This window comes from Pseudomonas sp. PMCC200344 (assembly GCF_030053095.1).
In the GTDB taxonomy this organism is placed as follows: Bacteria; Pseudomonadota; Gammaproteobacteria; order Pseudomonadales; family Pseudomonadaceae; genus Aquipseudomonas; species Aquipseudomonas svalbardensis.
Genome location: NZ_CP125618.1, coordinates 987,013 through 1,011,494 on the forward strand (window position 1 = coordinate 987,013; position 24,482 = coordinate 1,011,494).

A 24,482-nucleotide genomic window follows, 5' to 3' on the forward strand; every position below is an offset into this window, starting at 1 on the left:
ATCGCGAGCAGGCTCGCTCCCACAAGGGGTAGAGCCAGGCTTTAAAACTGGCTCCATTGCGATCAGCCTTCGAGCTTGCTTTTCAGCAGTTCGTTAACCTGTTGCGGGTTGGCCTTGCCTTTGGAGGCTTTCATGGCCTGGCCGACGAAGAAGCCGAACATCTTGCCGCGTTTGGCTTCGTCTGCCGCGCGGTACTGTTCAACTTGTTCGGCGTTGGCCGCGAGCATTTCGTCCAACACTGCCGAAATCGCACCCGTGTCGGTCACTTGCTTGAGGCCGCGCTTGTCGATGATCTCGTCCGCGCTGCCTTCGCCGTTGGCCATGGCCTCAAACACCACCTTGGCGATTTTGCCGGAGATGGTGTTGTCGGTGATGCGCAGCAGCATGCCGCCCAGTTGCTCGGCCGAGACCGGCGACTGATCGATGTCCAGGCCCTGTTTGTTCAACAGACTGCCCAATTCAACCATCACCCAGTTGGCCGCCAGTTTGGCGTCGCCGCCGATGCTCACGACTTTCTCGAAGTAATCGGCTTGCTCGCGGCTGGTGGCCAGGACGCTGGCGTCGTAGACCGACAGACCGAACTGCGCCTGGAAGCGCTCGCGTTTCTGCGGTGGCAGTTCCGGCAGGGTGGCGCGCACGTCGTCGAGGAACGAGTCTTCGATGACCACCGGCAGCAGGTCCGGATCGGGGAAGTAACGGTAGTCGTTGGCTTCCTCTTTGCTGCGCATCGGACGGGTTTCGTCCTTGTTCGGATCGTACAGGCGGGTCTGCTGGATCACCCTGCCGCCGTCTTCGATCAGTTCGATCTGGCGCTGCACTTCGGTGTTGATCGCCTTCTCGATGAAACGGAACGAGTTGACGTTCTTGATCTCGCAGCGAGTGCCGAATTCAACCTGGCCTTTCGGACGGATCGACACGTTGCAGTCGCAACGCAGCGAGCCTTCGGCCATGTTGCCGTCGCAAATGCCCAGGTAGCGAACGAGCGCGTGGACAGCCTTGACGTAAGCCACGGCTTCCTTGGCACTGCGCATGTCCGGCTCGGAAACGATTTCCAGCAGCGGCGTGCCGGCGCGGTTCAGGTCGATGCCGGTGGCGCCGCTGAATTCTTCGTGCAGACTTTTACCGGCGTCTTCTTCCAGGTGCGCGCGGGTGATGCCGACGCGCTTGACCGTGCCGTCTTCCAGCGCGATGTCCAGGTGGCCTTTGCCAACGATCGGCAATTCCATCTGGCTGATCTGATAGCCCTTGGGCAGGTCCGGATAGAAATAGTTTTTACGGGCGAACACGTTGTGCTGGCCGATCTCGGCATCAATCGCGAGACCGAACATCACCGCCATGCGCACCGCTTCCTGGTTCAGCACCGGCAATACGCCGGGCATACCGAGGTCAACCAGGCTGGCCTGGGTGTTCGGCTCGGAACCGAAAGTGGTGGAGCTACCGGAAAAGATTTTCGACCGGGTGGTGAGCTGGGTGTGAATCTCCAGCCCGATCACGACTTCCCATTGCATGTGTTTCTCCTCAGAAGCCGGTTGGGGTGCGGGTGTGCCAGTCAGTGTTCAACTGATACTGGTGCGCAACGTTGAGCAAACGGCCTTCCTGGAAATACGGGGCGAGCAATTGCACGCCGACCGGCAGACCATCGACAAAACCGGCTGGCATGGACAAGCCCGGCAGACCGGCGAGGTTGGCGGTGATGGTGTAGACGTCTTCCAGGTACGCAGCGACCGGGTCGCTATTCTTGGCGCCGAGCTTCCAGGCCGGGTTCGGCGTGGTTGGGCCGAGGATGATGTCGACCTCATTGAAGGCAGCCATGAAGTCGTTTTTGATCAAACGACGAATCTTCTGGGCCTTCAGGTAATAGGCATCGTAGTAACCGGCCGACAGCGCGTAAGCACCGACCATGATCCGGCGCTGCACTTCCGCGCCGAAACCTTCGCCACGGGAACGCTTGTACAGGTCTTCCAGGTTTTTCGGGTCTTCGCAGCGATAGCCAAAACGCACGCCGTCGAAACGCGACAGGTTGGAAGAGGCTTCTGCCGGGGCGATCACGTAGTAAGCAGGGATTGCGTGCTGCATGTTCGGCAGGCTGATTTCCTTGACCACGGCACCGAGCTTTTCCAGCTCCTTGACGCTGTTGTGGATCAGCTCGGCGATACGCGGGTCGAGACCTGCGCTGAAGTATTCCTTCGGCACGCCGATGCGCAGGCCTTGCAGCGAACCGTTGAGGCTGGCGCTGTAATCAGGCACCGGCTCGTCGATGCTGGTGGAGTCCTGCGGGTCGAAACCGGCCATGCCTTGTAGCAGGATCGCGCAGTCTTCGGCGGTGCGGGCCAATGGGCCGCCCTGGTCGAGGCTGGACGCGTAGGCGATCATGCCCCAGCGCGAAACGCGACCGTATGTCGGTTTCAGGCCAGTGAGGTTGGTCAGCGCGGCGGGCTGACGAATCGAGCCGCCGGTGTCAGTGCCCGTCGCCGCCGGCAACAGACGAGCGGCAACCGCAGCCGCCGAACCGCCAGACGAGCCACCTGGAACATGTTCCAGGTTCCACGGGTTTTTCACTGCGCCGTAGTAGCTCGACTCGTTGGCCGAACCCATGGCGAATTCGTCCATGTTGGTCTTGCCCAGCGTCACGGCACCCGCGGCGGCCAGCTTGGCGACCACGGTGGCGTCGTACGGTGCTTTAAAGTTGTCGAGCATCTTCGAGCCGCAGCTGGTGCGAATGCCCTGGGTGCAGAACAGGTCTTTGTGGGCGATAGGCGCACCGAGCAGGGCGCCGCTCTCACCATTGGCCCGGCGTGCGTCAGCGGCTTTCGCCTGCTGGAGCGCCAGGTCTTCGGTGAGGCTGATGAAACTGTTGAGCTGAGGGTCGAGCTGGGCGATACGCGCCAGCAGGGTTTTGGTCAGCTCTTCGGAAGAAAACTTTTTATCGGCGAGACCGCGGGCGATCTCGGCCAGAGTCAATTGATGCATTGCAGGCTCTTTCCCTTTAGTCGATGACTTTCGGAACCAGGTACAGGCCGTTTTCGACCGCTGGTGCGATGGACTGATAGGCCTCGCGATGATTGGTCTCGGTCACGACGTCTGCACGCAGGCGCTGGCTGGCTTCCAGTGGGTGGGCGAGCGGCTCGATACCATCGGTATTGACCGCCTGCATTTCGTCGACCAGCCCCAGAATGCTGTTCAGGGCCGAAGTGATGTGTGGAAGATCGGCATCATTAAGGCCAAGGCAGGCCAGATGAGCGATTTTTTCCACGTCGGAGCGTTCAAGCGTCATGGGATTCTCCAGTGGAAGGAAAACAGAACGGATGCTATCCGTGTGTTAGATTGTCGGAACACTACCGCATTTCTACGGTCATAAGGCCGCGATTGTGGGGGTTGGTGCACAGAAAAGCGGCCAATTTAACATATTGGCGCCTTGCCCAAAATCCCTGTCGTTGTTAGAGTTTGCCGCACTTTTTTACCCACGCGTTGCCTAGGGTCCCTTTCCCATGTTCAAGAAACTGCGTGGCATGTTTTCCAGCGATCTTTCCATTGACCTGGGCACTGCCAACACCCTTATTTACGTGCGCGAGCGCGGTATCGTCCTGAATGAGCCCTCGGTTGTGGCTATTCGGACACACGGTAACCAGAAAAGTGTCGTTGCTGTCGGCACCGAGGCCAAGCGCATGCTCGGCCGTACGCCGGGCAACATTGCTGCCATTCGTCCGATGAAGGACGGTGTGATCGCCGACTTCAGCGTTTGCGAAAAGATGCTGCAATACTTTATCAACAAGGTTCACGAAAACAGCTTCCTGCAGCCTAGCCCTCGTGTGTTGATCTGCGTTCCGTGCAAATCCACCCAGGTTGAGCGTCGTGCCATCCGTGAATCGGCTCTCGGTGCCGGTGCCCGTGAAGTGTTCCTGATCGAAGAGCCAATGGCTGCTGCGATCGGTGCCGGTCTGCCGGTTGAAGAAGCTCGCGGTTCGATGGTTGTCGATATCGGTGGCGGTACCACCGAAATCGCGCTGATCTCCCTGAACGGTGTGGTTTACGCCGAATCCGTACGGGTTGGCGGCGACCGCTTCGACGAAGCGATCATCACTTACGTGCGTCGCAACTACGGCAGCCTGATCGGCGAATCCACGGCCGAGCGCATCAAGCAGGAAATCGGTACTGCCTACCCGGGCGGCGAAGTTCGCGAAGTCGATGTTCGTGGCCGTAATCTGGCCGAAGGCGTTCCACGCGCATTCACCCTGAACTCCAATGAAGTGCTGGAAGCTCTGCAAGAGTCCCTGGCCACCATCGTTCAGGCTGTGAAAAGTGCACTGGAGCAATCGCCTCCGGAACTGGCTTCCGATATCGCCGAGCGTGGCCTGGTACTGACCGGTGGTGGCGCCTTGCTGCGTGACCTCGACAAATTGCTGGCCCAGGAAACCGGTCTGCCGGTAATCGTTGCCGAAGACCCGCTGACCTGTGTTGCTCGCGGCGGTGGCCGTGCGTTGGAAATGATGGATAAACACACCATGGACCTGCTGTCGAGCGAGTGATCTCGCCCGACGCATCTATGCTGTTGGCGCGCAGGCAGCACTTTGCAGTGCTGCCTGTTGGCGTTTATCTTCTGTCAGTCTGCATCCAGGCCGGTTTGATGCCGTATGAATAAAGAGAACATTTGCCTGGGAGGAGCGGCTTATTAAACCGCTTTTCACCAAAGGGCCTTCACTGGGCGTGCGCTTGTTAGTGCTGGTCGTGCTATCGGTCGCGCTGATGGTGGTCGATGCCCGCTTCACACTGCTCAAGCCAGTGCGTAGCCAAATGTCGCTGGTACTGATGCAGTCTTACTGGATCACCGACCTGCCGCAGCGGCTATGGCAGGGTGTGGCCAGCCAATTTGGCAGCCGTACCGAACTCGTCGCCGAAAACGAAAAACTCAAAACCGAAAACCTGTTGTTGCAGGGCCGCATGCAAAAGCTTGCCGCCCTCACCGAGCAGAACGTTCGGCTGCGCGAGTTGCTCAACTCCTCCGCGCTGGTCAACGAGAAGGTCGAAGTGGCCGAGCTGATCGGCATGGACCCCAATCCCTTCACCCACCGCATCATCATCAATAAAGGTGAGCGCGACGGTGTGGTCCTCGGTCAGCCGGTGCTCGATGCCCGCGGCCTGATGGGTCAGGTGGTCGAGTTGATGCCGTACACCTCTCGTGTGCTGTTGCTGACCGACACCACTCACAGCATTCCAGTGCAGGTGAACCGCAACGGTCTGCGGGCGATTGCCAGCGGTACCGGTAACCCGGAACGCCTGGAGCTGCGTCACGTGGCCGATACCGCCGATATAAAAGAAGGCGATCTGCTGGTCAGCTCCGGTCTGGGGCAGCGGTTTCCGGCGGGTTACCCGGTGGCGACGGTCAAGGAAGTGATTCACGACTCCGGTCAACCGTTCGCTATTGTGCGTGCCGTACCGACCGCCGCCTTGAACCGTAGCCGTTACCTGCTGCTGGTGTTCACCGATGGTCGTACAGCCGAAGAGCGCGCCAACGAAGCTGCCCAGGCTCAAGAGGCTTTGGACCAGCACGGTGGTGGACCGATCATTCCAGCGACCGTGCCGAAACCTGCCATCGTCCCGGCTGCTGTTGCTGCGCCCGTGACGCCGGTTGCGCCGACGGCTACCCCTGCTGCTACAACCCCGCCCAAACCTGCGGCAACTCACCCTGCGGCTGCGAAACCTGCCGCCAGCAAGCCGCCTGCGACGCAACCTGCAGTCGCTAAACCGCCGGCCACGCCGCCCGCTGCCGTGAAGTCTGCTGCCAAACCGCCTGTCTCTGCGCCGGCTACCACTGGGGGACGAGAATAATGGTGGGTGCTACTGCCTCCCGAAACGACTGGATGGTCTGGCTGACATTCGCCATAGGCATGCTGCTCAGCGTTTCGCCGCTGCCACAATTCATGGAAATCCTCCGTCCGCTGTGGCTGGCCCTGCTGCTGGCGTTCTGGGCGTTGGCCATGCCGCAGAAAGTCGGGATGGTCACCGCGTGGTGCCTGGGCCTGGCCGAAGACGTGCTCTATGGCACGCTGTTGGGTCAGAACGCGTTGATCCTGACGTTGATCACGTACCTGGTGCTGGCGCTGCAACAACGCCTGCGCATGTTCCCAATGTGGCAACAGAGCCTGGTGATCCTGGTGATCTTCGGCCTCGCGCAGCTTGTTCAACTATGGCTCAGCGCCCTGACCGGCAATCGTCAGCCGACGCTGGCGCTAGTCTTGCCGGCATTAGTCAGTGCATTGCTCTGGCCATGGATCAGCTACGGTTTGCGCGGTTTGCGTCGACGCTACAAAATCAATTGATTCGGTCAGGCATTGGCCCGTACCGGTGCCCTGCCTCGCAAATACGTTCCTTTTTGGCGAGTGGCTGTTGTTGCCAGACAAGGCGCCGCGACGAGTCATAGCTCGCTATGGCGAGGAGCGGCAACGCAGTATGGCAACAACAGGTGCCGCCAAAAAGGAACAGTATTTGTGAGGCAGGGCACTAAACAGGGAGATGTCTTGATGAAACAGCTGTACCTCGCCTCAGGCTCGCCGCGTCGGCGTGAACTGCTCACGCAGATCGGCGTGCCGTTCTCCGCCATCAGTGCGGGCATCGATGAAACCCCGTTAGAAAATGAATCCCCGTCGGCCTATGTCGAGCGCCTGGCGCGCGGCAAAGCCGAGGCCGGGCGCGGGACTGTCGTGTCCGACGCAGATTTTTGCGTGCTGGGCGCCGACACCGCCGTGGTGCTGGACGGAAAAATTCTCGGCAAGCCGGTTGATGAAGCCGAGGCGTGCGCCATGCTTATGATGTTGTCCGGGTGCGAACATGAAGTCCTGACGGCGATTGCGGTGCGAGAGGGTGAGCGTTGCGAGTCTCGGGTCGTGCGCAGTCTGGTGCGCTTTCGCAACATCAGTCGTGATGAAGCGGTGGCTTACTGGGCCAGCGGCGAGCCGCAGGACAAGGCCGGCGGCTACGGCATTCAAGGGCTCGGCGCGGTGTTTGTCGCCGGGCTCAATGGCAGTTACTCGGCGGTGGTCGGGTTACCGCTGTGCGAAACCGCTGAGCTGCTGGGCCATTTCGGCATACCCTGTTGGCAAACCCTTAACGCGCGTTGAGCGTCGTACTGACAAGATGCGGCCATTATCGTGAACATGCCTGAACGAGACCCTGCCATGAGTGAAGAGATCCTGATCAACATCACGCCGATGGAATCGCGCGTGGCGGTGGTTGAAAACGGTGTTCTGCAAGAGGTCCATGTCGAGCGCACGCAAAAGCGCGGGATCGTCGGCAACATCTATAAAGGCAAAGTTGTCCGGGTATTGCCGGGCATGCAGGCGGCATTCGTCGACATCGGACTGGACCGCGCCGCGTTCATTCACGCCTCGGAAATCTCCCTGCGCGAAGGCCCTGCGGTCGAAAGCATCAGTGCTCTGGTTCACGAGGGTCAGAGCCTGGTAGTGCAAGTCACCAAGGACCCGATCGGCTCAAAAGGCGCACGCCTGACGACTCAGCTGTCGATTCCATCGCGTTATCTGGTGTACATGCCGCGCACCGCGCACGTTGGCATTTCGTTGAAGATCGAAGACGAAGCCGAGCGCGAACGTCTCAAACAAGTGGTCACTGATTGCGTGGCCAAAGAAGGCATCCAAGAGGCCGGTGGCTTCATCCTGCGTACCGCTGCCGAAGGTGCCGGTGCCGATGAAATCCTCATGGACATCCGCTACCTGCGTCGTCTCTGGGATCAGATCAACGAGCAGATCAAAACCATCAGCGCGCCGAGTGTGATCTACGAAGACCTCGGCCTGGCGCTGCGCACCTTGCGTGACCTGGTGAGTCCGAAGATCGAGAAGATCCGCATCGACTCCCGGGAAACCTTCCAGAAAACCACGCAGTTCGTCGCCGAACTGATGCCGGAAATCGCCGATCGTCTTGAGCATTACCCTGGCGAACGGCCGATCTTCGACCTGTACGGCGTCGAAGACGAAATCCAGAAAGCCCTGGAGCGCAAAGTCCCGCTGAAGTCCGGCGGTTATCTGGTGGTCGATCCGGCGGAAGCCATGAGTACCATCGACGTCAACACCGGGGCGTTCGTCGGTCATCGCAACCTCGAAGAAACCATCTTCAAGACCAACCTCGAAGCCGCGACCGCCATCGCTCGTCAGCTGCGCCTGCGCAACCTGGGCGGGATCATCATCATCGACTTCATCGACATGGAAGACGAAGAGCATCAGCGTCAGGTGCTGCGCACACTCGAGAAGCAACTGGAGCGCGATCACGCCAAGACCAACATCATCGGCATCACCGAGTTGGGCCTGGTGCAGATGACCCGCAAGCGCACTCGTGAAAGTCTTGAGCAAGTGCTGTGCGAGCCGTGCAGCAGCTGTCAGGGCCGCGGCAAGCTCAAGACGCCGGAAACCGTTTGCTACGAGATTTTCCGCGAAATCCTCCGAGAAGCTCGCGCCTATCAGGCGGAAGGCTATCGTGTATTGGCAAACCAGAAAGTGGTCGACCGTTTGCTCGATGAAGAATCGGGCAATGTCGCCGAGCTCGAAGGTTTTATCGGACGCACCATCCGGTTCCAGGTGGAAACCATGTATTCCCAGGAACAATACGACGTGGTGCTGCTCTGAATCGCTGTATTTCAACCCTGTTAGAACGGCTGGCCTCAGCTTTTTGCAGCATTTTTGCCATGGGAGCCAACTGACATGGAGCGTCTGACACGCATTTTGGCTGCACTGACCCGCTGGGGTCTGGGGCTGTGTGCGTTGGTGTTGGTGTTGTTGGCGCTATACGTCAGCCTCGGCCGAGAGCTGACCCCGCTGGTGGCCGAGTACCGTGCCGAAGTCGAGGCCAAAGCCAGCTCTGCCTTGGGTATTCCGCTGAATATCGGCGAACTGGAAGGCAACTGGAGCGGTTTTGCTCCGATCATGCTGGCTCACGACGTAATGGTCGGCGAGGGCGCCAATGCCTTGCGTCTGGATCAGGTGCGCGCGGTGCCGGATCTTTGGGCCAGTCTGATGGCTCGCGAAGTGCGCATCGCTCACCTGGAACTCAGCGGCCTGAAGATCAGCCTCAAGGAAAGTGAGGACGGCCATTGGGCGCTGGAAGGTTTGCCGGTGCAGCAGGATCAGCCGCTGGATCCTGCGCAATTGCTCAATCGCATGCAGGTGGTTCAGCAACTGTCGGTACTCGATAGCCAAGTCACTTTGCAGCCACTGAAAGAGCAGCCGCTGACCCTGACTTACGTCGGGCTGAATCTGAAAACCGGCGTCTCCCGCCAGCGACTCGACGCCCGTTTGACCCTGCCCGACGGACAACCGATGGCGATCAGTCTGCGAACCCGTCTGCGCGCCAGCGAATGGAAAGACGGCGAGGCCGAAGCTTATTTGAGCCTGCCGCAAAGCGACTGGTCGAAATGGTTGCCTGAGCGCCTGACCCAACAATGGAATTTTTCCGAGTTCAAGGCCGGCGGCGAGCTTTGGGTGAACTGGAACAAGGGTGCCCTGCAAAGTGCTGCGATTCGCTTGAACGCGCCGCAACTCAAGGGCGCGTACGCCGAGCGCAAGCCGATCCAGATCAACAATCTGGCGCTCAACGGCTATTTCCAGCGCAGTTCCGAAGGCGCCCTGATCACCCTGGATTCGCTGGCCATGAACCTCGGCGAGACCCGCTGGGAATCGCATCTGCAACTCAAACAAAACGCGGCGACCGACAAGACTGAAGAGCTTTGGCATCTGCAAGCCGACCGCCTCGATCTCACCCCGATCACCCCGATACTGAATGCCTTGGGGCCGCTGCCCGAAGGCATTGCCACCGCCGTCGAGCGACTCAAAGTGACGGGTGGCCTGCGCAACGTGCTGATCGACTTCCGGCCCAATGCTACCGACGACAGCAAGTTCAGCTTTGCCGCCAACCTGGATCGGGTCGGCTTCGATGCCTATCACGGCGCTCCAGCGGCGCGAAATGTCAGTGGCAGCATCAGCGGTGATCTGGGCGGTGGCGAGCTGCGCATGGACAGCAAGGATTTTTCCCTGCACCTGGACCCGATCTTCGCCAAACCATGGCAGTACATTCAGGCCAATGCCCGCCTGACCTGGAAACTCGATAAAGAAGCCTTCACCTTGATCGCGCCATACCTGAAGGTGCTGGGCGAGGAGGGCAAGATTGCCGGCGATTTTCTGATCCGCCTGCATTTCGACCACACCCAGGAAGACTACATGGACCTGCGGGTCGGTCTGGTGGACGGCGACGGTCGTTACACCGCCAAGTACTTGCCGACAATGCTCAGCCCGGGGCTGGAGGAATGGCTGCGTACGGCGATTCTCAAAGGTGCGGTGGACGAAGGCTTCTTCCAGTACCAGGGTTCGCTGAACCACGGGGCCGCCGAGACTGCCCGCAGCATCAGCCTGTTCTTCAAGGTTCACGACGCCGAACTGGCCTTCCAGCCAGGCTGGCCACATGTCAGCAAAGTCACGGGTGACGTGTTTGTTGAAGACAGCGGTGTGCGGATTCTGGCCAGCAAGGGGCAGTTGCTCAATACCCAGGTCAGCGACATTTACGTCAATATTCCCCATGCGCCAGCGGGGCAAAACGTCCATCTGTTCCTCGACGGTGGATTCGCCGGCGGGCTGGGCGATGGCCTGAAGATTCTCCAGGAAGCGCCGATCGGCACCGCAGCCACCTTTGCCGGTTGGGAAGGCGAGGGCGATCTGCGGGGCAAACTGAAACTGGACATTCCATTGGTCAAAGGCGAGCAGCCGAAGATCCTCGTCGACTTCAAGACCGCCAAGGCCCGTCTGAAACTGGCCGAGCCAACCCTGGAACTGACTCAGCTCAAGGGCGATTTCCGTTTCGATAGCGCCAAGGGTTTGAGCGGGCAAAACATCACCGCGCGCGCCTTCGATAAACCGGTTACTGCACAGATTTTCGCCGATGGCAGCCCCGGCAACCTCAAGACTCGCGTCGCCGCCTCGGGCCAGGTCGAGGTCAAGAAACTGACTGACTGGCTGAGTGTTACTCAGCCGTTGCCAGTGTCCGGTGTGATCCCTTATCAGCTGCAACTGAACCTTGATGGGCCCGACAGTCAATTGATGGTCAGCTCCAACCTCAAGGGCGTAGCAATCGATTTGCCGGCGCCGTTCGGCATGGCGCCCGACGTCGGCCGCGACACCACGTTCCGCATGACCCTGCAAGGGGCGGAGCGGCGCTACTGGGTCAATTACGGTGAGCTGGCTAACTTCACGTTTGCGGCACCGCCCGGCAATTTTGCCGACGGTCGTGGCGAGTTGTTCCTGGGTGGCGGTAATGCCGTGCTACCCGGCGCCAAAGGCCTGCGGGTGCGCGGTGTCTTGTCGGAACTGGATGTCCGCCCCTGGAAGGACCTGGTAGACAAGTACGCCGGCCAGGATCCGGGCGGCAACGCCAAACAGTTGCTCAGCAGTGCGGATTTCAAGATTGGCAAGCTCAGCGGTGTCGGCACTACGCTCGATCAGGCTTCCGTACAGTTGAATCGCAAACCTGCTGCGTGGGCCTTGCAACTCGACAGCCAGCAGGTCAAGGGCAGCGCCAGCATCCCCGATGCGAAAGCCGCGCCGATTGCGATCAATCTGCAATACGTGCGTTTGCCGGCGCCAGCCCCGACGGTCCTGGCCGACGAAAACTCGCCAGATCCGCTGGCCTCGGTGGATCCGACGAAGATCCCGGCACTGGATATCACCATCAATCAGCTGTTCCAGGGCAAGGACCTCGTCGGGGCCTGGTATCTGAAAGTCCGTCCGATCGCCAAGGGCATTGCGCTTAATACGCTGGATCTGGGCCTCAAAGGCATTCTCCTGCAGGGCAGCGGCGGTTGGGAAGGCGTGCCCGGTTCCAGCAGCAGTTGGTACAAGGGCCGTATCAGCGGCAAGAATCTCGCCGATGTACTGAAGGGTTGGGGCTTTGCGCCGAGTGTCACCAGTGAAGATTTTCATATGGATGTCGATGGTCGCTGGCCCGGTTCGCCGGCCTGGCTGGCCACCAAGCGCTTCTCTGGAACCCTCGATGCTTCGCTGAGTAAAGGCCAGTTTGTTGAAGTTGAGGGCAGCGCCCAGGCATTGCGAGTGTTTGGCTTGCTGAACTTCAACTCCATCGGCCGCCGGCTGCGTCTGGACTTCTCCGATCTGTTCGGCAAAGGCTTGAGTTACGACCGGGTCAAAGGCCTGCTGGTCGCGACCAACGGCGTATACGTGACGCGTGAGCCGATTCGGCTGACCGGTCCGTCGAGTAACATCGAACTCAACGGGACGCTGGACCTGGTGAGCGATAAGGTCGATGCCAAGTTGCTGGTGACGTTGCCTGTGACCAACAACCTGCCGATTGCCGCGCTGATCGTCGGTGCACCGGCTATCGGCGGCGCGCTGTTCCTGATCGACAAGCTGATCGGTGACCGCGTAGCGCGTTTCGCGAGCGTCAAATACACCGTCAAGGGTCCGTGGAAAGAGCCGAAAATCACCTTTGACAAGCCTTTTTGACAAACTTTTTGAAAACGCACTTCCCAAGCCTATGGAGTAGCATGGCGGCCTGCCCTTATAAAAAGCGATGAAGGAGCGCGCCATGTCTGTAGCGGTGATTCAAATGGTCAGCCAGAGCGATGTGCAGGCCAATCTGGCCCAGGCCCGTCGGCTGCTCGAGCAAGCGGCGACCAGTGGTGCGCAGCTTGCCGTGCTGCCGGAAAACTTCGCCGCCATGGGCCGTCGCGACATTGCCGACATCGGCCGCGCCGAGGCGTTGGGTGAAGGACCGATCCTGCCATGGTTGAAACAGACCGCCCGCGACCTCAAGTTATGGATAGTGGCCGGCACATTGCCGTTGCCGCCGGTGGATCAACCGACGGCCAAAGTGCATGCCTGCTCGCTGATGGTGGATGACCGCGGCGAAACCGTTGCACGGTATGACAAGTTGCACCTTTTCGACGTCGATGTGGCGGACAATCGCGGGCGTTATCGCGAATCCGATGACTATGCTTATGGCAGTGGGGTAGTCGTGGCGGATACGCCCGTTGGCCGAGTCGGGCTGACAGTGTGTTACGACCTGCGCTTCCCGGAGCTGTACAGCGAATTACGCGCTGCCGGTGCAGAGTTGATTTCTGCCCCGTCAGCCTTTACCGCGGTGACCGGCGCGGCGCATTGGGACGTGTTGATACGCGCGCGGGCCATCGAAACTCAATGTTATGTGCTCGCGGCTGCCCAGGGTGGGACGCATCCGGGGCCGCGGGAAACCTTTGGCCATGCCGCAATAATCGACCCGTGGGGGCGTGTGCTGGCGCAACAGGATCAAGGCGAGGCCGTGCTGCTGGCCGAACGCGATAGCAGCGAACAGGCGTCCATCAGGGCGCGGATGCCGGTGTCCAGTCACCGGCGCTTTTTCTCGCAGGGCGCCCGGCGACCTGCCTCAGAACGATGAATTTAAGGCGTAAAGCATATGAGCGAGTTGTTGTCCTCAGTCAGTGAACACCTCCTGGCGCCCGGCGGCGTAACAATCGAGAGCCTGCAAGGTGTGCTCGGCGATCTGGCCGGCCCGGGTATCGATGCCGCCGACCTGTATTTCCAGGGGCAGATTTCCGAGTCCTGGGCGCTGGAAGACGGGATCGTCAAGGAAGGCAGCTTCAACCTCGACCAAGGTGTCGGCGTGCGAGCGCAATCGGGTGAGAAAACCGGTTTTGCCTACAGCAATGCCATTACCCTCGAAGCCCTCGGCGCTGCGGCCCGTGCTGCACGTTCGATCTCCCGCGCCGGTCAGAACGGCACGGTGCAAGCCTTCACGACTCAGGATGTCGCCCAGTTGTACGGGCCGGACAACCCACTCGAAGTGATGACCCGTGCCGAGAAGGTCGAACTGCTCAAGCGTATCGACGTCGCGACTCGCGCCCTCGACCCGCGTATCCAGCAAGTCACCGTGAGCATGGCTGGCGTCTGGGAACGAATCCTCGTGGCTTCCACCGACGGCGGCCTGGCCGCCGATGTACGGCCGTTGGTGCGCTTCAACGTCAGCGTGATCGTCGAGCAGAACGGTCGCCGTGAGCGCGGCGGTCATGGCGGTGGCGGTCGTACCGATTACCGTTATTTCCTCAGCGATGACCGCGCTATGAGCTACGCCCGTGAAGCGCTGCGTCAGGCGCTGGTCAACCTTGAAGCCATCCCTGCGCCGGCCGGTACGTTGCCGGTGGTGCTGGGGTCGGGTTGGTCCGGCGTGTTGCTGCACGAAGCGGTCGGCCACGGTCTGGAAGGCGACTTCAACCGCAAGGGCAGTTCCGCCTACAGCGGGCGCATGGGCGAGATGGTTGCGTCCAAGCTTTGCACCATCGTCGATGACGGCACGCTGGCCGGTCGTCGCGGTTCCCTGAGCGTCGATGATGAAGGCACCCCGACCGAGTGCACGACACTGATCGAAAACGGCGTACTCAAAGGCTATATGCAGGACAAGCTCAACGCCCGTCTGATGGGTGTGGCCCGTACCGGTAACGGTCGTCGCGAATCCTACGCGCACCTGCCGATGCCGCGCATGACTAACACCTACATGCTGGCGGGCGAAAGCGACCCAGCAGAAATCATCGCCTCGGTGAAACGCGGCATCTACTGTGCCAACCTCGGCGGCGGTCAGGTGGACATCACCAGCGGCAAATTCGTGTTCTCCACCAGCGAGGCGTACCTGATCGAAGACGGCAAAATCACTGCCCCGGTCAAAGGCGCGACACTGATCGGCAACGGCCCTGAAGCCATGAGCAAGGTGTCGATGGTCGGTAACGATCTGGCGCTGGACAGCGGCGTGGGAACGTGTGGCAAGGATGGGCAGTCGGTGCCGGTGGGTGTCGGCCAGCCAACGCTGAAAATCGATGCGATCACTGTGGGTGGCACAGGATCTTGACGGATGGAGCTTCGGGTGAACCGCGTAGCGGCTCACCCGAGAAGGGACTTAACGCAGACCGCGTTGAGTCTCGTCCAGCTCACGGATGTACTTGAAGATTTTACGGCTCGATGCCGGTGGCTTGTTGGTCGCCAGTTCGTGCTGGGCCTGACGGATCAGGGAGCGCAATTGCTGACGATCAGCCTCCGGGTAGTCGACCACGAACTTCTCCAGGACTGCATCGTCGCCCGCGATCAAGCGATCGCGCCAGCGTTCCAGGCCATGGAAACGTTCGTTGTACTGCCGAGTGGAGGCATCGAGTTGATCGAGCAGAGTCAGAATGGCGTCAGTGTCCTGATCGCGCATCAGTTTGCCGATGAACATAAGGTGCCGTTTACGCGCGATATTCGCGGTGTGCTTGGGCGCATCAGCCAGTGCCCGGCGCATGGCGTCGGTCAACGGCAGTTTTGCCAGCAAGTCAGGCTTGAGTGTTGTAAGGCGCTCGCCAAGGTCAACCAGAGCATGAAGCTCGCGTTTAACCTGGGATTTGCTTTTTTCTCCCGTATCGAGGGAGTCGTCGTAAGAATCAACCATGGTGGCCGTCCGCAAAGAAACGCCGCCATGATAACCAGTCGGGGGCCGCTTGTCCGGCCCGGTCGCTCGAAGGCCCTAGCCGAAAGCAGAATTTGAGTGGAGAACAGCATGAGTGCAGTTGAAAGCGTCGGCCCACAAGCGTTGCCGGCACTGCAAGAACAAGTCGAGCAGATCATCGCTGAAGCCAAGCGCCAAGGTGCCAGTGCCTGTGAAGTGGCGGTGTCCCTGGAGCAGGGCCTGTCCACCACGGTGCGTCAGCGTGAAGTCGAAACCGTCGAATTCCACCGCGATCAGGGTTTTGGCATCACCCTGTACGCTGGCCAGCGCAAGGGCTCGGCCAGCACGTCCGCCAGCGGTCCGGAGGCGATTCGCGAAACCGTCGCCGCCGCACTGGCCATCGCCAAGCACACGTCGGAAGACGAAGCTTCGGGCCTGGCAGACGCCGCGCTGATGGCCAAGGATCTGCAGGATTTTGACCTGTTCCACCAATGGGATATCACCCCGGAGCAAGCCATCGAGCAGGCCCTGGCCTGTGAAGCGGCGGCGTTTGCCACCGACAGCCGGATCAAGAACGCCGATGGCACCACCCTCAGCACCCATCAGGGCTGCCGTGTCTACGGCAACAGCCACGGTTTTATCGGCGGTTACGCGTCGACCCGTCACAGCCTGAGCTGCGTCATGATCGCCGAGGCCGACGGCCAGATGCAGCGCGATTACTGGTACGACGTGAACCGTCAGGGCAACTTGCTGGCCGACCCGGTGAGCATCGGCCAACGTGCTGCGCAACGGGCGGCGAGCCGTCTGGGCGCGCGTCCGGTGCCGACCTGCGAAGTGCCGGTGCTGTTTTCCGCGGAACTGGCCGGTGGATTGTTCGGCAGTTTCCTCTCGGCGATTTCCGGCGGCAGTCTGTATCGTAAATCCTCGTTCCTTGAAGGCACGCTGGGGCAGAAACTGTTCCCGGAATGGCTGACCATCGATGAGCGTCCGCACCTGATGCGCGCGATGGGCAGTTCGGCGTTCGATGGCGATGGTTTGGCCACTTACGCCAAACCATTCGTCGAAAAAGGCGAGTTGGTGTCATACATTCTCGGCACGTACTCGGGCCGTAAGCTCGGGATGCCGAGCACCGCCAATGCCGGCGGTGTGCACAACCTGTTCGTCACCCATGGTGACGAAGACCAGGCGGCCTTGCTGCGCCGCATGGGTCGCGGGCTGCTGGTGACTGAATTGATGGGCCAGGGCCTGAACATGGTCACTGGCGATTACTCCCGTGGCGCGGCGGGTTACTGGGTCGAGAATGGCGAAATCCAGTTTGCGGTTCAGGAAGTGACCATCGCCGGCAACATGCGTGACATGTTCAAACAGATCGTTGCCGTCGGTAATGACCTGGAACTGCGCAGCAACATTCGTACAGGTTCGGTGCTGATCGAGCGGATGACGGTAGCTGGCAGTTAACGCTTAACCGTTACACAAAAAGGCGCGCCCCCCATCTTTGGGTGGCGCGCCTTTTTTGTGCGTGATTTTCTCGGGGTTGTTTTGGTTCTCATTATCATATAATAATAAATCTCATTACCGAATGAGCCCGGATCATGAGTTCTGCCTTGCACGAGCAGCCTTACCTCGAAAGCTGGCGCTGGATGAGTCGCCAGATCCGTTGCGCGATGGACCCTGACGAGCCGCGCCTGATCGAACATTACCTGGCCGAAGGTCGGTATCTCGCCTGTTGCACGGCAACGTCTCCCTGGACCATTGCCGAAACTTCTTTCCGTCTGTTGCTCGACACCGCCGCCGATGTCGCGCTGCCCTGGCACTGGCGCACCTTTTGTCTGGACCAGGCCTGGCGGCCATTGCGCGATCTGGAACGCCTCTCTCTGTGCAAGTGCCGCCTCAAGCGCTGGCAGAGCTACACCTGGCAACTGGCGACCTGCGAGTTGCAGCCCTCGATTCCTCTCATAGAACTGGTGCAAGGATTTACAGATGACCAAGACACGTATTGAGCGCGACAGCATGGGTGAGCTTCAAGTCCCGGTGGACGCCCTCTACGGCGCACAGACTCAACGCGCAGTGGATAACTTTCCCATCAGCGGCAAGCCGATGCCCGTGCAGTTCATCCGCGCGCTGATCCTGGCCAAGGCTGCCGCTGCCCGAGCCAACGTCGAGCTCGAACAAATCAGCGAATCCCAGGGCACAGCCATCGTCGATGCGGCGCTGGGCCTGCTCCAAAGCGACTTCATGCAGCATTTTCCGGTGGATATCTTCCAGACCGGTTCCGGCACCAGTTCGAACATGAACGCCAACGAAGTGATCGCCACCCTGGCCAGCCGTCTGCTCGGCGAACCGGTGAACCCCAATGATCACGTCAATTGCGGCCAAAGCAGCAACGACATCATCCCGACCACCATCCACGTCAGTGCTGCGTTGGCGTTGCACGACCAATTGTTGCCGGCGCTGGTGCGTCTGGTTCAGGTGATCGAGCGCAAGGCCGAAGAGGTTCATCACCACGTCAAAACCGGTCGCACTCACTTGATGGACGCGATGCCGGTGCGCATGAGCCAGGTACTCAACGGTTGGGCGCAGCAGCTCAAGGCCAACATCGGTCATCTGCAGGATTTGCTGCCGAGCCTGCAATCTCTGGCGCAGGGCGGCACGGCAGTGGGTACCGGAATCAACGCTCATCCGGAATTCGCGGCGCGTTTCAGTGAGCAACTGAGCAAGCTGACCCAGGTGCAATTCAAACCGGGCGAGGATCTGTTTGCGCTGATTGGCTCTCAGGACACGGCGGTCAGTGTTTCCGGTCAGCTCAAGGCCACGGCCGTTTCGCTGATGAAAATCGCCAACGACCTGCGCTGGATGAACTCCGGCCCGCTGGCCGGTCTTGGTGAAATCGAGCTCGAAGCCTTGCAGCCGGGTTCTTCGATCATGCCTGGCAAGGTCAACCCGGTGATCCCGGAAGCGACCGCCATGGTCGCCGCTCAGGTCATCGGCAATGACACGGTTATCACCATCGCCGGTCAGTCGGGCAATTTCGAGCTGAACGTGATGCTGCCGATCATCGCCCAGAACCTGCTGAGCAGCATCGAGTTGCTGACCAACTCCAGCCATCTGCTGGGTGAAAAGGCCATCGCCAGCTTCAAGGTCAACGAAGCCAGGCTCAAGGAAGCGCTGTCGCGTAACCCGATCCTGGTCACCGCACTCAACCCGATCATTGGTTACCAAAAAGCCGCGGAGATCGCCAAGAAAGCCTATCAACAGGGCCGTCCGGTGATCGATGTCGCTCTGGAACACACCGACCTGACACGCAGCCAGCTTGAGGTCTTGCTGGACCCGGAGAAACTCACCGCAGGCGGCGTGTAATCACCGCAACCGCTTTGGAGGCTCACCATGGAACACTGGAAACGCACGATCGAACGGGCAAATCGTTGTTTCATGCTGGGCGAATACGTCGATGCCCGCGAGGCCTACTTGCAGGCATTGGCCCTGGCCCAGGTGTTGTTTGAGCGATGGGCAGATGCCGACGAAGCGGTGGCGGCCTGCGTGATTTCCCACCACAACCTGGCGGACCTGCATTTGCGTCTGAACCAGCCGGAGGAGAGCGCCGAGTACTTGTGCGCCATCCATCAGCGGTTGTTGCAGACCATGCAGGACCCACGACTGGTGCCAGCCTTGCGTGAAGCCGCGCTGCGCCAGAGCAGCAAGACCTACGTCGAGCTGCTGAATTTCATCAGCGAACACGGCGAATACCCGCGCACCCATCGTTTGCTGCACATCGATGCCGCCTCGCCTGCGCCCCTACATCATGGAGTTCATTGAAATGGCTTTTACCTTGCCTGCCTTGCCTTACGCCTACGATGCCCTGGAACCGCACATCGATGCGCAGACCATGGAAATCCACTACACCAAGCATCACCAGACCTACATCAACAACCTCAACGCTGCGGTGGCAGGCACCGAGTTTGCCGAGTGGCCGGTGGAAAAACTGGTGTCAGCTGTCCGGCAACTGCCGGAGAAGCTGCGCGCGGCGGTGATCAATCAGGGCGGTGGGCATGCCAACCATTCGCTGTTCTGGGAAGTGATGGCGCCCAACGGCGGCGGCAATCCTGAAGGCTCCTTGGCTGAGGCGATCAATGAGCAACTGGGCGGCCTGAGCAGTTTCAAGGAAGCCTTCACCAAAGCCGCGCTGACTCGTTTCGGCAGCGGCTGGGCGTGGCTCAGTGTGACGCCGCAAAAGACGCTGGTCGTTGAAAGCAGCGGCAATCAGGACAGTCCATTGATGAACGGCAATACGCCAATCCTCGGCCTGGATGTCTGGGAGCACGCTTATTACCTGCAATACCAGAACCGGCGCCCGGAATACATCAACGCGTTCTACAACGTGATCAATTGGCCTGAAGTCGCTGCGCGCTATCAGGCTGCACTGGTTTAAGACTTCTGCAAAAACAATCCAAGGCTAGCTATGGGCACTGAAACACTGGCGATCGGAAGTGGACGAATGTTTCGTTACGCATTCGGATCGCTGTTACTGCTGGCAGGCATGACGTTATTGGTTGCCCAAGGCTTAGCGTGGCTGGACCTCGAGCCGAAACTGCTGCGCGCGCTGCAAGGCGGGGCGATCTGCGCTTTGGGCACTGCCTTGGGCGCGGTGCCCGTGCTGGTAATTCGACGGATGCCCCAGACGGTCAGCGATACGCTGCTCGGCTTCGGGGCCGGGGTAATGCTCGCGGCGACAGCGTTTTCGTTGATCGTTCCGGGGATCTCTGCCGCTGAAAACCTGGGGTTGACGCCTTGGGCGGCCAGCGGACTGATCAGTTTCGGCATCATGCTGGGTGCGTTCGGATTGTTCCTGGTTGATCGCAAGGTGTCAGGTGCGTCGCCGGAAATGCTCGTAGGCACGCTGGAGCGACCGGTCATCCCGCCGCGAATCTGGTTGTTTGTGTTTGCGATCATTGCCCACAATATCCCCGAAGGCATGGCGGTCGGTGTGTCGGCGGGGGGTGGCATGCCTGACGCCGATAGTCTGGCCATGGGCATCGCCTTGCAGGATGTGCCGGAAGGTCTGGTGATCGCGCTGGTATTGGCCGGGGCAGGGATGTCGCGGGTCAAGGCGTTCCTGATTGGTGCTGCGTCAGGGTTGGTCGAGCCGGTCTTCGCGTTGTTGTGTGCCTGGCTAGTGAGCCTGGCCGAATTGTTGTTGCCCTTGGGGTTGGCACTGGCGGCCGGGGCAATGTTGCTGGTGGTCACCCATGAAGTCATCCCCGAGTCGCGCCGCAATGGTCACGACAAGCTTGCAAGTCTTGGGTTGCTGATCGGGTTTTGCTTGATGATGGTGATGGATACAGCGCTCGCTTAGGCGAGCGTTATTCGCCTTCGCCGAAGTAGTCATTGATCAAATTCACCAATGCCTGCAGCGCCTCATCAGCCTGTTCACCTTCGGTGCTCAGGTGGATTTTGGTGCCCTTGCCCGCAGCGAGCATCATCATTGCCATGATGCTTTTTCCGTCGACCGTGGATTCCGGCGTGCGTCCTACTCTGATCGTGCAATCCTTGAACTCACCGGCGACGCCAACGAATTTTGCAGAAGCGCGGGCATGCAGGCCCAGCTTGTTGATGATTTCAATTTCCAGAGCAGGCATCGCGGTGTGAATCCTTTAGCTGAGGTCGCGGTGGCGAACCTGGACGTTCTTCAGGGTTTTTTGCAGGGCCTGGCCTAGACGTTCGGTCAGGTAGACTGAGCGGTGATGGCCGCCGGTGCAGCCAATGGCAATGGTGACATAAGCGCGGTTGCTGGCGGCAAAGCGTGGTAGCCACTTGAACAAGTAGGTGGAGATGTCCTGGAACATCTCTTCGACGTCCGGCTGTGCCGCCAGGTACTCGGCAACCGGTTGATCGAGCCCGGATTGATCGCGCAACTCTGGCTTCCAGTAAGGGTTCGGCAGGCAGCGCACGTCGAACACCAGGTCAGCGTCCACCGGCATGCCACGCTTGAAGCCGAAAGACTCCACCAGGAACGCCGTACCGGGTTCCGGCTGGTTCAGCAGGCGCAGCTTGATGGTATCCCGCAGCTGATACAGGTTCAGGTTGGTGGTGTTTACTTTGAGATCGGCGAGGTCGGCAATCGGCCCGAGCAGGGCGGTCTCATCGTTGATGGCCTCGGCCAGCGAGCGATTGGCATTGCTCAGCGGGTGACGACGGCGGGTTTCCGAGAAGCGTTTGAGCAAGGTTTCTTCGTCGGCGTCCAGATAAAGCACATCACACTGTATATGCCGGCTGCGTACTTCTTCCAGCAGTTCGGGAAACCGCGACAAGTGACTCGGCAAGTTACGCGCATCGATCGATACGGCAACCAGCGGTTGCGCCAGCTCGGTGTGAATCAACGCGCGTTCGGCCAGTTCCGGCAGCAGGCCGGCGGGCAGGTTGTCGATGCAGTAGTAGCCGTTGTCCTCGAGAACATCGAGTGCGGTACTTTTACCTGAGCCGGAGCGGCCACTGACGATGATCAAGCGCATGATTAATGACCGTTTTGCTCGTCCAGGACAACCTGATACAAGGCTTCATTGCTCGGGGCGCTGCGCAGTTTTTCGCGCACTTCCTTGCGGTCGAGCATGCTGGCGATCTGGCGCAGTAACTCCAGGTGCGCATCGGTAGCGGCTTCCGGGACCAGCAGAACGAACAGCAGGTCAACCGGGGCGCCGTCGATGGCGTCGAAATCGATGGGTGCATCAAGGTGCATCAGGGCACTGATGGGCGAGGTGCAGCCCTTCAGGCGGCAGTGGGGAATGGCGATGCCGTTGCCAAAACCGGTTGAGCCAAGTTTTTCACGGGCAATCAGAGCCTCGAAGACATCTTGCATCTCCAGATCCGGCACTTCTTTGTGGATAAGGTTGGCAATTTGCTCGAGGGCTTTCTTTTTACTGCCGCCCGGCACGTTCACGAGGGAACGGCCGGGGGTCAGGATGCTTTCAAGTCGGATCATGGGTTGGGAGTGTTAACGACCGGTCGCGCCCTGGAGGAGGCTTTGGGTCTTTTCCTTATGCTTTTTGAGTTGTTTATCCAGCTTGTCGGTCAGTGCGTCGATCGCCGCGTACATATCGGTATGCTCCGCGTTTGCGACCACTTCATTGCCGGGAATATGCAGCGTGGCTTCGATTTTCTGCTTGAGCTTTTCGACCGTCATCGTGACTTGCACGTTGGTGATCTTGTCGAAATGCCTCTCTAATCGTTCGAGTTTTTCGCCGATGTAGGTGCGAAGAGGTTCGGTCACTTCCAGTTGGTGTCCACTGATGTTGACTTGCATACAGCTCTCCTTCGTTGCCAGTGCATAAAGCGGCAGGCAGAAATGCCTGCCACTGGAACGCTGTGGCGTGGCTCTACATCAACCGCTTGCGTTCGCTCGAAGGCGCGATCCCGAGGGATTCGCGGTACTTGGCGACGGTGCGGCGAGCCACCTGAATGCCTTGTGCCTCCAGTAAACCAGCGATCTTGCTGTCACTCAACGGCTTTTTCTGATTTTCCGCGGCAACCAGTTTTTTGATGATCGCGCGGATCGCCGTGGACGAGCATTCACCGCCCTCTGAGGTGCTGACGTGGCTCGAGAAAAAGTATTTCAGTTCATATATGCCCCGTGGGGTATGCATGAACTTTTGCGTGGTCACCCGAGAAATCGTCGACTCGTGCATGCCCACCGCTTCGGCGATGTCATGCAGGACCAGCGGTTTCATGGCTTCGTCGCCGTATTCAAGAAAACCGCGCTGATGCTCGACGATCTGAGTGGCTACTTTCATCAGGGTTTCGTTGCGGCTTTGCAGGCTCTTGATGAACCAGCGGGCCTCTTGCAACTGATTGCGCATGAAGGTGTTGTCGGCGCTGGTGTCGGCGCGGCGCACGAAACCGGCGTATTGAGCATTGACCCGCAGGCGCGGCACGGATTCCTGGTTCAGTTCCACCAGCCAGCGCTCGTTGTCCTTGCGTACGATCACGTCGGGAACGACGTATTCGGCTTCGCTGGACTCGATTTGCGAGCCTGGGCGCGGGTTGAGGCTCTGGACCAATTCAATCACTTGGCGCAGTTCATCTTCCTTGAGCTTCATGCGACGCATCAGCTGGCTGTAGTCGCGGCTGCCGAGCAGGTCGATGTAATCGGTGACCAGGCGTTTGGCCTCGACCAGCCAAGGCGTCTTGGCGGACAACTGACGCAATTGCAGCAGCAGGCATTCGCCCAGATTACGGGCGCCGATGCCAGCGGGTTCGAATTGCTGGATGCGGTGCAGAACGGCTTCGATTTCGTCCAGTTCGATGTCCAGTTCCGGATCGAAGGCTTCGAGAATCTCCTCGAGAGTTTCGTCCAGGTAGCCCTGATTGTTGATGCAGTCGATCAGGGTCACGGCAATCAGGCGATCAGTGTCGGACATCGGTGCCAGGTTCAGTTGCCACAGCAAGTGGCTTTGCAGGCTTTCGCCGGCCGATGTACGGGTGGTGAAATCCCACTCGTCGTCATCGTTACTCGGCAGGCTGCTGGCGCTGGTCTGGTAGACGTCTTCCCACGCGGTGTCGACGGGCAGTTCGTTGGGAATCCGCTCGTTCCAGTCGCCTTCCTCGAGGTTGTCCACCGTCGGAGCGGTTTCCTGGTAGGAGGGTTCCGAAACATCGGCGTTGGGTGGCTGTTCGGCTTTGTCGGCCAAGGGGTCGGCGTTATCGAAGTCGTCGCCTTCTTCCTGGCGTTCGAGCATCGGATTGGACTCCAGGGCCTCCTGGATTTCCTGTTGCAGGTCCAGGGTCGACAATTGGAGCAGGCGGATGGCCTGTTGCAGCTGCGGTGTCATCGTCAGCTGCTGGCCCATTCTCAAGACTAGCGATGGTTTCATGGCAGGGGCTTAACACCTTATTCGCCGGCGCACATGCGCCATCCACTACAGGGCGCCGGAGCGCCAAACATAAGCAAATTATATGCCCGAAACTGCAGCGTTTGCCTAGAGCGCTGTAACAATAAAAAAATGTTGATTTTTTATCGAGAC

At 59.7% G+C, this 24,482-nt stretch carries 23 protein-coding genes; 14 read left to right on the forward strand and 9 right to left on the reverse strand.

Annotated elements, in window-relative coordinates; translation table 11 throughout:
- Window positions 1-62: 62 nt before the first annotated feature.
- The 3 genes from gatB to gatC are packed head-to-tail and all read right to left on the reverse strand — an operon-like array spanning window position 63 to window position 3,274.
- Entirely contained in the window at window positions 63-1,508 is a 1,446-nt protein-coding gene (gene gatB / locus QFW87_RS04290; RefSeq protein WP_111450415.1) for an Asp-tRNA(Asn)/Glu-tRNA(Gln) amidotransferase subunit GatB, read from the reverse strand.
- Between the two features lie 10 nt (window positions 1,509-1,518).
- Window positions 1,519-2,970, reverse strand: coding sequence for an Asp-tRNA(Asn)/Glu-tRNA(Gln) amidotransferase subunit GatA (gene gatA / locus QFW87_RS04295; protein WP_283189894.1), 1,452 nt, complete (start codon window positions 2,968-2,970; stop codon window positions 1,519-1,521).
- Window positions 2,971-2,986: 16 nt separating this feature from the next.
- Complete coding sequence (gene gatC / locus QFW87_RS04300; protein ID WP_008026876.1) at window positions 2,987-3,274, reverse strand: Asp-tRNA(Asn)/Glu-tRNA(Gln) amidotransferase subunit GatC; 288 nt, start codon at window positions 3,272-3,274, stop codon at window positions 2,987-2,989.
- Between the two features lie 214 nt (window positions 3,275-3,488).
- Between gatC and mreB the strand changes: the two genes are divergently transcribed.
- From mreB to tldD, 8 genes are all read left to right on the forward strand, one after another.
- Complete coding sequence (gene mreB / locus QFW87_RS04305) at window positions 3,489-4,526, forward strand: rod shape-determining protein MreB (RefSeq protein ID WP_002555108.1); 1,038 nt, start codon at window positions 3,489-3,491, stop codon at window positions 4,524-4,526.
- 142 nt (window positions 4,527-4,668) lie between these two features.
- On the forward strand, window positions 4,669-5,826 hold the full coding sequence (gene mreC, locus QFW87_RS04310; protein ID WP_283190879.1) for a rod shape-determining protein MreC: 1,158 nt from the start codon (window positions 4,669-4,671) through the stop codon (window positions 5,824-5,826).
- On the forward strand, window positions 5,826-6,317 hold the full coding sequence (gene mreD / locus QFW87_RS04315) for a rod shape-determining protein MreD (RefSeq protein WP_129438504.1): 492 nt from the start codon (window positions 5,826-5,828) through the stop codon (window positions 6,315-6,317). Before mreC ends, mreD begins: the two co-directional genes overlap by 1 nt.
- Window positions 6,318-6,518: 201 nt before the next feature.
- Complete coding sequence (locus QFW87_RS04320; RefSeq protein ID WP_283189895.1) at window positions 6,519-7,115, forward strand: nucleoside triphosphate pyrophosphatase; 597 nt, start codon at window positions 6,519-6,521, stop codon at window positions 7,113-7,115.
- Window positions 7,116-7,172: 57 nt separating this feature from the next.
- A complete protein-coding gene (gene rng, locus QFW87_RS04325) occupies window positions 7,173-8,630 on the forward strand; it encodes a ribonuclease G (RefSeq protein WP_033058026.1) in 1,458 nt (485 codons plus the stop codon).
- Between the two features lie 75 nt (window positions 8,631-8,705).
- Complete coding sequence (locus QFW87_RS04330) at window positions 8,706-12,509, forward strand: YhdP family protein (RefSeq protein ID WP_283189896.1); 3,804 nt, start codon at window positions 8,706-8,708, stop codon at window positions 12,507-12,509.
- Between the two features lie 82 nt (window positions 12,510-12,591).
- The gene (locus QFW87_RS04335) at window positions 12,592-13,440 is read left to right on the forward strand and encodes a carbon-nitrogen hydrolase family protein (RefSeq protein WP_283182956.1); all 849 of its coding nucleotides are present in this window, start codon (window positions 12,592-12,594) and stop codon (window positions 13,438-13,440) included.
- Window positions 13,441-13,458: 18 nt separating this feature from the next.
- A complete protein-coding gene (gene tldD, locus QFW87_RS04340) occupies window positions 13,459-14,901 on the forward strand; it encodes a metalloprotease TldD (RefSeq protein ID WP_008148876.1) in 1,443 nt (480 codons plus the stop codon).
- A 48-nt stretch (window positions 14,902-14,949) separates the two neighbouring features.
- Here tldD and yjgA read toward each other — a convergent pair whose 3' ends face one another.
- Window positions 14,950-15,474, reverse strand: coding sequence for a ribosome biogenesis factor YjgA (yjgA, locus tag QFW87_RS04345; RefSeq protein WP_033058015.1), 525 nt, complete (start codon window positions 15,472-15,474; stop codon window positions 14,950-14,952).
- 108 nt (window positions 15,475-15,582) lie between these two features.
- Here yjgA and pmbA point away from each other — a divergent pair, with 108 nt between their 5' ends.
- From pmbA to QFW87_RS04375, 6 genes are all read left to right on the forward strand, one after another.
- Entirely contained in the window at window positions 15,583-16,929 is a 1,347-nt protein-coding gene (gene pmbA / locus QFW87_RS04350) for a metalloprotease PmbA (protein ID WP_283189897.1), read from the forward strand.
- Between the two features lie 134 nt (window positions 16,930-17,063).
- On the forward strand, window positions 17,064-17,471 hold the full coding sequence (locus tag QFW87_RS04355; RefSeq protein ID WP_283182958.1) for a FagA protein: 408 nt from the start codon (window positions 17,064-17,066) through the stop codon (window positions 17,469-17,471).
- The gene (locus QFW87_RS04360) at window positions 17,452-18,828 is read left to right on the forward strand and encodes a class II fumarate hydratase (RefSeq protein WP_283189898.1); all 1,377 of its coding nucleotides are present in this window, start codon (window positions 17,452-17,454) and stop codon (window positions 18,826-18,828) included. Before QFW87_RS04355 ends, QFW87_RS04360 begins: the two co-directional genes overlap by 20 nt.
- A 27-nt stretch (window positions 18,829-18,855) precedes the next feature.
- Window positions 18,856-19,284 (forward strand): hypothetical protein, encoded by a 429-nt coding sequence (locus QFW87_RS04365; RefSeq protein ID WP_283182960.1) that lies wholly within the window; start codon window positions 18,856-18,858, stop codon window positions 19,282-19,284.
- Between the two features lies 1 nt (window position 19,285).
- Window positions 19,286-19,897: a superoxide dismutase gene (locus tag QFW87_RS04370; RefSeq protein ID WP_283189899.1), complete on the forward strand. Its 612-nt coding sequence runs from the start codon at window positions 19,286-19,288 to the stop codon at window positions 19,895-19,897.
- 30 nt (window positions 19,898-19,927) lie between these two features.
- The gene (locus tag QFW87_RS04375; RefSeq protein ID WP_283189900.1) at window positions 19,928-20,821 is read left to right on the forward strand and encodes a ZIP family metal transporter; all 894 of its coding nucleotides are present in this window, start codon (window positions 19,928-19,930) and stop codon (window positions 20,819-20,821) included.
- A gap of 7 nt (window positions 20,822-20,828) precedes the next feature.
- Here QFW87_RS04375 and QFW87_RS04380 read toward each other — a convergent pair whose 3' ends face one another.
- The 5 genes from QFW87_RS04380 to QFW87_RS04400 form a co-directional block, all read right to left on the reverse strand.
- Window positions 20,829-21,104, reverse strand: a complete 276-nt coding sequence (locus QFW87_RS04380; protein WP_033058002.1) for an HPr family phosphocarrier protein — start codon at window positions 21,102-21,104, stop codon at window positions 20,829-20,831.
- A gap of 15 nt (window positions 21,105-21,119) precedes the next feature.
- Window positions 21,120-21,977 (reverse strand): RNase adapter RapZ, encoded by an 858-nt coding sequence (rapZ, locus tag QFW87_RS04385; protein ID WP_149630552.1) that lies wholly within the window; start codon window positions 21,975-21,977, stop codon window positions 21,120-21,122.
- A 2-nt stretch (window positions 21,978-21,979) separates the two neighbouring features.
- Complete coding sequence (ptsN, locus tag QFW87_RS04390) at window positions 21,980-22,444, reverse strand: PTS IIA-like nitrogen regulatory protein PtsN (protein ID WP_056742951.1); 465 nt, start codon at window positions 22,442-22,444, stop codon at window positions 21,980-21,982.
- Between the two features lie 12 nt (window positions 22,445-22,456).
- A complete protein-coding gene (raiA, locus tag QFW87_RS04395; protein WP_007941242.1) occupies window positions 22,457-22,765 on the reverse strand; it encodes a ribosome-associated translation inhibitor RaiA in 309 nt (102 codons plus the stop codon).
- A 73-nt stretch (window positions 22,766-22,838) separates the two neighbouring features.
- A complete protein-coding gene (locus QFW87_RS04400; RefSeq protein WP_282375089.1) occupies window positions 22,839-24,332 on the reverse strand; it encodes an RNA polymerase factor sigma-54 in 1,494 nt (497 codons plus the stop codon).
- Window positions 24,333-24,482 lie beyond the last annotated feature (150 nt).